Genomic DNA, 9078 nt, shown 5'->3' on the forward strand with positions numbered 1-9078 from the left:
CGCCGGATCCGGCGCCGACCACGCAGATGTCGCAGTCCATTCCGTCGCTCATCCGCCGTTCCTCTCAGACTCCTTCACGCCCGCAACGTCAGAAACGGGTTGTGAGGTTGGTTAGCCACTCGGGAGACGCGGCGACGATCGCCGCCTCCGCCTTCTTGTCCAGACCCGAAACGACGAGGATGCCGACGGTCACCAGGACCGCGCCCAGGACCATCTTGCCGCCCCGGCCGGCACCGAGCAGGCGGCCGCGCCAGCGAACGAGTGCCTCACGCGACAGGGTGCCGAGCAACAGCAGCGGAAGGGCGGCACCGACGCCGAACGCCAGCATGGTCATCGTGACCTGCCCCAGGTTTTCCCCGCTCGCGGCCATCATGGATGCCGCTCCGAGGGTGGGCCCGACGCAGGGACTCCAGACCGCCCCCAGGAGCAGGCCGACGAGGAACTGACCACCCAGCCCGCTTCCCTCGAAGCCGCCGAACCGATGCTCGGCCCACGTCCCGACCGGGCTCGCAGCCGTTGCGAGCCTCGTCTGAAGCCGCGGAACCATCAGGACCGCGCCGATGCCGACAAGGACGAAGCCCCCGATCGTGCGGAAGACGGCGAGGTCGAGCCCGATCGAAAAGCCGACGAGCGCGACGAACAACCCGATCGCCACGAAGGATATGGCAAGACCCGCGGCCAGCGCCGCGGGTCCCATGCGATGCTGTGAGACCGCGGTGCCCAGCACAACGGGCAAAAGCGGCAGGACGCAGGGCGACAGCGTCGACAGCACGCCCGCCAGCAGTGCGAACAGCGCGGTCACGTTCACTCTCCCTTCGTGGAGGCGAACAGGGCCGCGATGGAGGCCGGGTTCGTGTCTCCGACGGAGCGACCGGTTTCCTTGGCTCCGTCGAAGGCGATCAACGTGGACTGCATCCGGGCGTTCAATGCCCGAACGACGTCCTTCTGGTCGTCGAACGACACGTGGAAGATCTTCATGTCGGCATGCGCGGGGTCGGCCGCGAGCTTTTCGATGATCGGCTTCTGCGCGGCGCAGGTCGGACACCACGGCGCCGCGATGTCGACGACGATCGGCTTTCCGTCCGTCTGGGCCTTCTCGAAGGCGGCCATCTCAAAGGGCGCGATCTCGGCAGCGGACGCGGCGGCGCTCGCGAACGCGGAAACGGAAAGAACGATCGCCGCCGCGGCGGTCCTCAGGATCATGACGCTCATGTGTAGTCCTCCGTCTACAGTCAGGGCTACCATTTTGGAGCGGTCGATCTAAAATAACAAGCAGTCGACCGGCTCATGTCGGCGTCGTGATCCACCAGGGATTTTGCGTGATGGGGCGTAACAGGAGCTTCGAAGAGAGCGAAGCACTCGACAGGGCGGTGGAGCGGTTCTGGTCCCATGGCTATGCCGCATCGTCCGTGCGCGACCTCGGAAGGGCCATGGGCATGAACCCCGCAAGTTTCTACAACGCCTTCGGCGACAAGCGGTCCCTCTTCAAGCGGTCGCTCCAGCACTATCTGGACGGGTCGAGCCGCAAGCGTGTCGCGCTGCTCGACGCAAGCCCCGCCCCCCGGGAGGCGATCGTCGCCTTCCTCGACGCCGTCGTCGAGGCTTCGGCGCGAAGCCGGGACGGCTGCCTCCTCGTGAACTCGGCGGCAGAGGTGGCGGCGCATGACCGCGAACTCTGCGACGACGTCGCGGCCGGCCTGCGCGAGGTAGAGGAGGCTCTCCACAGGGCCGTCCTGCGCGGTCAGGCCGACGGCTCCATCTCGAATCGCCTGGATGCCGCGGCTTTCGCGAAGGCCATCCTCGGCACGATCGTCTCGATCCGCGTGATGGCGCGCACGGCCGCGGGCACTGCCTACCTCCGCGCGCTCGCGGACACACAGATCGCGATGCTGTCGCCGGTTCCGCCCGACGGGATCGGATCGGAGCACCCGACGGCCGGCGGCTGAGACGCACCGCACCGCCGCACGGACACCCCAAAACCAAGGACAACGTCATGAACCACACGACCCCGCTTCCCGGCGACAGCGCCCCCGCCCTCAGGTTCCGCGTGCTCGGAGGGGAGGCGTTCGATCTCTCGGATGCCAAGCCCGAGAATTTCACCGCCATCTTCTTCTACCGCGGGGTTCATTGCCCGATCTGCAAGAGCCAGTTGGAAGAGCTGTCCGGCAAGCTCGAGGCGTTCCACAAGCTCGGCGTCGAGGTCCGCGCGGTCTCGATGGACTCCCATGAGCGCGCCGAGCGACAGGCGACCGAGTGGAACGTCGGTGCGCTCCCGATCGGATACGGGCTGTCCGAGGAGAGCGCACGCGCCTGGGGCCTCTTCATCTCCGCCAAGGCGAAGGATCCCGAGCCCGATCGCTTCGCCGAGCCCGGGATCGCCGTCCTGTATCCCGGCGGACGCGTTTACGCGCTCCATCTACAGAACGTCCCCTTCGCCCGGCCGCGGCTGGACGATCTCCTCGGGGGCCTGAAGTTCATCATCGAGAACGACTACCCGGTCCGCGGCTCGGTGCAGGCCGGGAACTGACGCCCGTCGACGCGCCACATCCCAGTCGTTGCCGGATCCCCGTTCAGAATACGGAAAATGCCCTTTGACCGAACGTCCGACCGTCCGCTTCTCGCCATCCCGCCGGCATGTCGTTCTCGGCCTCGCCGGACTCGTTCTGTCGGGGTGCGCATCCCTGCCGCGCCAGCAGGCCCGGGCCATTCCGGCCGCGGCTCCCCCGCCGCCGCCGAGGCCCCTCATGTACGATGCCATGCCGGACGAGGCGTTCCCGGTTCCGGCGGTCGACGTCTCGAAGGTGGACCCGCGCTTCTGGAGAAGCGAAGTCGCAAACACAACGAACGAGCCCCCGGGGACGCTGGTGGTCGATACTGACGCGAAGTACCTCTATTTCACGCAGGCCGACGGTTCCGCGGTGCGCTACGGGATCGGCGTCGGTCGCGAGGGCTTTTCCTGGTCCGGCCGTGCCAAGGTCCAGTACAAGCGCAAGTGGCCCCGCTGGACGCCACCGGACGAGATGGTCGCCCGGCAGCCCGAACTCGAGCCGTACTCCATCGCCAACGGCGGAATGGATCCGGGCCTGACGAACCCCCTCAGCGCGCGCGCCCTCTACATCTTCCAGGACGGCCGCGACACGCTCTACCGCCTGCATGGGACGCACCAGGAATGGTCGATCGGCCGAGCGGTCTCGTCGGGATGCATCCGCCTCCTGAACCAGGACGTCGCCGACCTCTACGAGCGCGTCCCCAACGGGACGCCGATCGTGGTGCTGCCGTCCAGCGCTCCCGCGGCTGCCGCTTGACGGCGAGCCATCCGAGCGAAGCCCATCCGCGCGGTCGGGGCGCTCCGCCGCGTCTCCTGCTGCTCGGCGGCGGTCATGCGCATGTCGAGGTGATCAGGCGTCTCGGTCTCGCCCCTGCCGGAAACTGCGAGCCGCTGCTGGTCTCCCCAGCGCGCCTCACGCCCTATTCGGGCATGCTGCCCGGCTTCGTCGCCGGGGACTACGGCTTCGACGACATCCATGTCGATCTCCCAGCGCTCTGTGCGGCCTCGGACATCGCCTTTCGGCATGGCGAGGCCAAAGCCATCGACGCCGAACGGCGGATCGTCGCCCTCGCCGACGGCTCGGTTCTTTCCTACGACCTGCTCTCACTCGACATCGGTTCGCGACCGTCGCATCCGAGCGGTGGCCAAGAGGGCATTGCGGTGAAGCCGATCGCCTCCTTCGCGGAGCGGCTTCCCGACCTCGACCGACTGGTGCGACGCGCCGAACAACCCGTCCGCCTTGCAGTCGTGGGCCAGGGAGTGGCGGGCGTGGAGATCGCGTTCGCGCTCCGCCGACGCTTCGCCCGCAGCCCGGACCGCCGGCCCGTGGAGATCCTGCTGGTCGGGCGTTCGAACGAACCCATGCCATCTCGCGGCGCACTCGCACGTCGGTTGGTAGCGAAGGAGCTTCGCAAGGCGGACATCGCCACGGTCGATGGCTTCGACGCGGTCGCGTTCGTCGACGGTGTGCTCGTGGCCTCCGACGGACGCCAACTCGACGTCCAGGAGGTGGTCTGGACGACTTCGAGCGCGGCACCGCCCTGGCTTCGGTCCAGCGGTCTCGCTCTCGACGAACGCGGCTTCGTACGCGTCGACCGTCACCTCCGCTCGATCTCGCATCCCGCGGTGTTTGCCGCGGGCGACGTCGCATCCCTTTACGATCCCCGCCCCAAGTCGGGCGTCTTCGCGGTCCGTGCCGGCCCCGTCCTTCACCACAACCTTCGGCAGGCGCTGTCCGGTGCGACGCTGCGCGCCTTTCGGCCGCAACGGCACTGGCTGGCGTTGATCTCGCTCGCGAACGGGAGCGCGATCGCCGACAAGTGGGGACTGGCGGCGAGCGGGCGCTGGGTCGCTCGCTGGAAGCGCTGGAGCGACACCAGTTTCGTCGAGCGCTACGCGATCCCGCCGCGCGCTTCATCACGAGGAGGCAACCGCCCATGAGACGAGCGATGCATCTGACCCTTGCCGCCGCCCTGGCCCTCATGCTCCTACCGTCTGCGCTCCCGGCGGGGCCCGCGCATGCGGTCGAGGCGACGTCGCCCGAATGGCAGGCGACGCTCGCCGCGGCGAAGGGCCAGTCCGTCCAGTTCCATGCCTGGGGCGGGTCGCCCAACATCAACGACTACATCACCTGGGCCGGCGGCGTCGTCAGGGACCGCTACGGCATCACGCTGAACCACGTGAAGCTCGAGGACACCGCGACCGCGGTCTCGGCGATCGTCGCCGAGAAGGCGGCCGGGCGCCTTCAGGGCGGATCGGTCGATCTCGTGTGGATCAACGGAGAGAACTTCGCGTCCCTCAAGGAGCAAGGGCTGCTGGCGGACGGCTTCGCAACGGACTTGCCGAACTGGCGCTACGTCGACACCAGCAACCCCGGGGCCACGACGGACTTCACGCTGCCGATCGAGGGACAGGAGTCTCCCTGGGGCCGCGCCAAGCTGGTGTTCTTCTACGATTCCGCGCGCACCGCCGAGGCGGACCTGCCCCGCTCCGCCGCGGACCTCATGACTTTTGCCAAGGCCCATCCCGGGCGCTTCTCCTATCCGGCACCGCCCGACTTCGTCGGATCGTCTTTCCTCAAGCAGGTGCTGCTGGAGCAGGTCGCCGACCGCAGCCTCCTCGAGCGCCCCGTGGACGAGGCGGCGTTCGCCAGCGTGACGGCACCCCTCTGGACTTATCTCGACGCGCTGAACCCGCTCCTATGGCGCGGGGGGCGCGACTTTCCATCCAACTACCCGGCCATGAAACAGCTCCTCGCCGACGGTGAACTCGACATCATCTTCGCCTTCAATCCCGGGGAGGCCTCGGCAGGGATAGCGGCGGGCGAGTTGCCCGACACGGTGCGTTCCTTCACCTTCCCCGGCGGGACCCTCGGCAACACGCACTACGTGGCGATCCCCTTCAACTCGGGCTCGCAGGCGGCTGCGAAGGTCGTCGCCGACTTCCTCCTCTCGCCGGAGGCGCAGCTCCGCAAGGAGGATCCGTCCCATTGGGGCGATCCGACCGTACTCGACATGGCCAAGCTGCCGCAGCCCGAGCGCGCCGCATTCGAGGGGCTCGACCTCGGTCCGGCGACGTTGCAAGCGTCCGAGCTCGGCCCGGTCCTGTCCGAGCCTCATCCCAGTTGGATGACCCGCCTCGAAGCCGAGTGGATGAAGCGCTACGGCACGGGACGATGATGCGGGTGGCGAGGACGAGCGCAGGCCCGGGGATCGGGACGGCGGCCGGACGGGTGTCCGGTCCCGTCGCCATCGGCGTCGCGCTACTCCTCGCCGCACCCGTCGTGGCAGGGCTGCTCGGCGTTCTCCTGCCGGCCTTCGGCTTCCTTCCGGCGCTCGGTGGCTCGTCGGCGACCACGGCGCCCTTTCGCGCCCTGTTCGCCGAGCCGGCTCTTGCGGCGTCGGTGACCCTGTCCTTCGCCACCGGGCTGGCGACCACGCTCATGTCGGTCGGGGCGACCGCGCTGTTCCTTGCGTCCTTCTCCGGCACGCGGACGTTCGCCCTCGTCCAGCGCCTCCTGTCGCCGGTGCTTTCCGTGCCGCACGCGGCAGCCGCCTTCGGCCTCGCCTTCCTGATCGCGCCCTCGGGACTGTTCATGCGGGCCGTCGCCGGCCCGTTCGGCCTCGACCGCCCACCGGACCTTCTCATCGTCGGCGATCCCTGGGGACTAGCGCTCATGTCCGGCCTTGTCGCCAAGGAACTGCCCTTCCTGCTCCTCGTCGCCATCGCCGCCTTGCCGCAGGTCGATCCCGAACGCCGGATGATGGCGGCTCGGTCACTGGGGTACGGGCGTGTCGCCGGCTTCCTCACCTGCGTCTGGCCGGGCGTCTACCGTCAGATCCGACTGCCCGTCCTGGCGGTCGCGGCATACGGTTCCTCGGTCGTCGACGTCGCCTTGATCCTCGGCCCCTCCCTCCCGCCGACGCTCGCCGTGCGTCTCGTTCGCTGGATGTCGGATCCCGACCTGTCCTTCCGTTTCCTCGCGTCCGCAGGTGCGATCCTGCAACTCGGCGTGACCCTCGCCGTGGTGGCCGCCTGGCTCGCGGTCGAGCGGGCGGCCGGAATGGCGATGGCGATCCTCGGGAACTCGGGACGGCGCGGACAAGCGGACGGAGCGGTCCGGTTCGCGGCCGCGGGCATCGTCGGCCTTGCCTTGTCGACGGTCGGCGCCGGTCTCGTCGTTCTGGCGCTCTGGTCTGCTGCCGGGCTCTGGCAGTTCCCCGACCTTCTTCCCGCCAGGCTGTCGGGAACGACCTGGCTCCGGGCCTGGTCCAGCGCGTCGGGCCCGTTGATCACCACTCTTGCCGTCGCCGCGACATCGGCCCTGATCGCGCTCGTCCTCGTCGTCGCCCTTCTCGAATCCCACCGCCGGAGCCAGCGCGGGGACGACATCCGACTGCCCCGGGTGATGGCCGGGCTGATCTACCTGCCGCTCGTCGTGCCGCAGGTCGCATTCCTGTTCGGCCTTCAGATCCTCGTCCTGTCGCTGAGGGCCGAGGCGTCCCTTTCGCTTCTCGTCGCGACGCATCTCGTCTTCGTCGTGCCCTATGTGACGCTCGCGCTGGCGGCGCCCTGGTATGCGCTCGATCCACGCTACGAACGGGTCGCGGCGGGTCTCGGGACGTCGCGCCTACGCTCGCTCCTGCGCGTCCGGCTGCCGATGCTGGCCGCGGCGCTGGCCACCGCCTTCGCCGTCGGCTTCTCCGTCTCGGTCGGCCAGTACCTGCCCACCCTCCTCATCGGCGCCGGACGCTTCCCAACGATCACGACGGAAGCCGTGGCGCTCTCGTCGGGCGGCAACCCGCGCATCGTCGGCACCTATGCGTTGCTCCAGACGCTGCTGCCGACGATCGTGTTCATCTTGGCCGGCAGCGTCCCCATGGTCTTCGCCACGAAACCGAGACGGGCGACGTGACGATGGCCGCGGGCGATGGGAACCTCGAGCTTGAAGCGGTCCGCATCTCGCTGCGCGGGCGGCTCTTGCTGGACATCGACGCGGCGATCGAGGCCGGGAGCGTCCTGACCATTCGTGGCCCGTCCGGCTCCGGCAAGTCGAGCCTGTTCGCGCTTCTGGCAGGCTTCCTGGACCCGAGCTTCACAGCCTCCGGCAAGGCGATCCTCGGCGGCCGGGATCTTCTCGCGCTTGCGCCCGAGAAGCGCGGCGTCGGCTTGATGTTCCAGGACGCCCTCCTGTTCCCGCACATGAGCGTCGGCCGCAACCTCACCTTCGCGATCCCTGCCGTCCGGCGCGGGCGTGGCCTCCGCAAGGCGATGGCGGAGAACATGCTAGAGGGGCTCGGGCTCGCCGGAACCTTCGACCGCTCGCCCATGACCCTGTCCGGCGGCCAGGCGGCTCGCGTGTCGCTGGCGCGGACGCTCCTTAGCGAGCCGCGGCTGCTCCTGCTCGACGAACCCTTCTCACGTCTCGATGCCGCCTTGCGACCGGAGATCCGCGAATTGGTGTTCCGCGAGGTCGCGACGCGCCGCATTCCCGCGCTTCTCGTAACGCACGATGCTCATGACATTCCAAAGTACGGGAAGGTCATCGAGATCGGCGGTTGATCGGATTGACTAGTGTGCTCCGAGAGCTGCGTAGCCAATGGGCCCATGCGCTCGTTGGCAATCAGCCTTGAACGTTACAACGATATTTGCATAATCACAGGGATGAACGACGACTCAGCCGTTGCCGCCCTGTCCGCCCTTGCCCATGCCGACCGCCTCGCGGCCTTCCGGATGCTCGTCCGGGCCGGCCCGAACGGCATGGCATCAGGGGAGATCGCCGAGGCGCTATCTATCCCGCCGACGCGCATGAGCTTCCACCTGGCGACGCTCGAGCGCGCCAAGCTCCTGCGCTCATGGCGCGACGGGCGCCGCATCCTCTACGCGGCGAGCTACGACGACATGCGCCAGCTCCTCGCTTTCCTGACAAAGGACTGCTGCTCGGGGAACCCGGAGATCTGCGGGAATCTCGGCGCCGACCTTCTCTCCCCCTCCTGCCCGTCGAAGACATGCTCGTGACCGTCACGATCTACCACAACCCCGCCTGCGGCACGTCGCGCAACACGCTGGAGATGATCCGCCAGTCCGGCGAGGAGCCGCAGGTGATCGAGTACCTGAAGGACCCGCCGAGCCGGGAGAAGCTGGTCGAACTGATCGGCGCCATGGGCATCCGCCCGCGCGACCTCCTTCGCGAGAAGGGCACGCCCTACGCGGAACTCGGCCTCGGGGACGAGACCCTGTCCGACGATGCCCTCCTCGACGCGATGATGGCGCACCCGATCCTGATCAACCGTCCGATCGTCGTGACGGACAGGGGTGTCGCGCTCTGCCGCCCGTCGGAGAAGGTGCTGCCGCTCCTCGCCAACCCCGTCGCCACCTTCACGAAGGAAGACGGCGAAGTCGTGGGCGCGTCCGGATCGGCATCGTGACGGATCCCGCCGCTCCCGACCTGCCCTCCGTCGACCTCGACCAGCTTCGCCCGGTCGACGTTGACGCGCTCGCCGGCCCCGGCGCCCCGCCGCACCCGCCGC

Annotated in this window: 11 protein-coding genes; 9 read left to right on the forward strand and 2 right to left on the reverse strand. The window is 68.6% G+C overall.

Annotated features, from left to right (window positions below):
* Positions 1-88: 88 nt before the first annotated feature.
* Positions 89-808 (reverse strand): cytochrome c biogenesis CcdA family protein, encoded by a 720-nt coding sequence (locus tag NS365_RS22650; RefSeq protein WP_058602555.1) that lies wholly within the window; start codon positions 806-808, stop codon positions 89-91.
* Entirely contained in the window at positions 805-1212 is a 408-nt protein-coding gene (locus tag NS365_RS22655) for a thioredoxin family protein (protein ID WP_058602556.1), read from the reverse strand. Before NS365_RS22655 ends, NS365_RS22650 begins: the two co-directional genes overlap by 4 nt.
* A 110-nt stretch (positions 1213-1322) precedes the next feature.
* Here NS365_RS22655 and NS365_RS22660 point away from each other — a divergent pair, with 110 nt between their 5' ends.
* The 9 genes from NS365_RS22660 (at position 1323) to arsC (ending at position 8976) form a co-directional block, all read left to right on the forward strand.
* Positions 1323-1946: a TetR/AcrR family transcriptional regulator gene (locus NS365_RS22660; RefSeq protein ID WP_082640332.1), complete on the forward strand. Its 624-nt coding sequence runs from the start codon at positions 1323-1325 to the stop codon at positions 1944-1946.
* Positions 1947-1993: 47 nt separating this feature from the next.
* Entirely contained in the window at positions 1994-2527 is a 534-nt protein-coding gene (locus NS365_RS22665; protein WP_058602558.1) for a redoxin domain-containing protein, read from the forward strand.
* A gap of 64 nt (positions 2528-2591) precedes the next feature.
* Entirely contained in the window at positions 2592-3305 is a 714-nt protein-coding gene (locus NS365_RS22670) for a L,D-transpeptidase (protein ID WP_058602559.1), read from the forward strand.
* A complete protein-coding gene (locus tag NS365_RS22675; RefSeq protein WP_058602560.1) occupies positions 3302-4489 on the forward strand; it encodes an FAD-dependent oxidoreductase in 1188 nt (395 codons plus the stop codon). Before NS365_RS22670 ends, NS365_RS22675 begins: the two co-directional genes overlap by 4 nt.
* Positions 4490-4497: 8 nt before the next feature.
* Positions 4498-5727 carry an ABC transporter substrate-binding protein gene (locus tag NS365_RS22680; RefSeq protein WP_244498538.1) on the forward strand — a complete coding sequence of 410 codons (1230 nt, stop codon included), beginning with the start codon at positions 4498-4500 and terminating at the stop codon, positions 5725-5727.
* A 53-nt stretch (positions 5728-5780) separates the two neighbouring features.
* Positions 5781-7463, forward strand: coding sequence for an ABC transporter permease (locus NS365_RS22685; protein ID WP_343286853.1), 1683 nt, complete (start codon positions 5781-5783; stop codon positions 7461-7463).
* A 2-nt stretch (positions 7464-7465) separates the two neighbouring features.
* Positions 7466-8110: an ATP-binding cassette domain-containing protein gene (locus NS365_RS22690; protein ID WP_058602562.1), complete on the forward strand. Its 645-nt coding sequence runs from the start codon at positions 7466-7468 to the stop codon at positions 8108-8110.
* Positions 8111-8212: 102 nt separating this feature from the next.
* Positions 8213-8566 carry an ArsR/SmtB family transcription factor gene (locus NS365_RS22695; RefSeq protein WP_058602564.1) on the forward strand — a complete coding sequence of 118 codons (354 nt, stop codon included), beginning with the start codon at positions 8213-8215 and terminating at the stop codon, positions 8564-8566.
* The gene (gene arsC / locus NS365_RS22700; protein ID WP_058602565.1) at positions 8563-8976 is read left to right on the forward strand and encodes an arsenate reductase (glutaredoxin); all 414 of its coding nucleotides are present in this window, start codon (positions 8563-8565) and stop codon (positions 8974-8976) included. Before NS365_RS22695 ends, arsC begins: the two co-directional genes overlap by 4 nt.
* Positions 8977-9078: the final 102 nt, after the last annotated feature.

This window comes from Aureimonas ureilytica (genome assembly GCF_001475935.1).
Taxonomy (GTDB): domain Bacteria; phylum Pseudomonadota; class Alphaproteobacteria; order Rhizobiales; family Rhizobiaceae; genus Aureimonas; species Aureimonas ureilytica_A.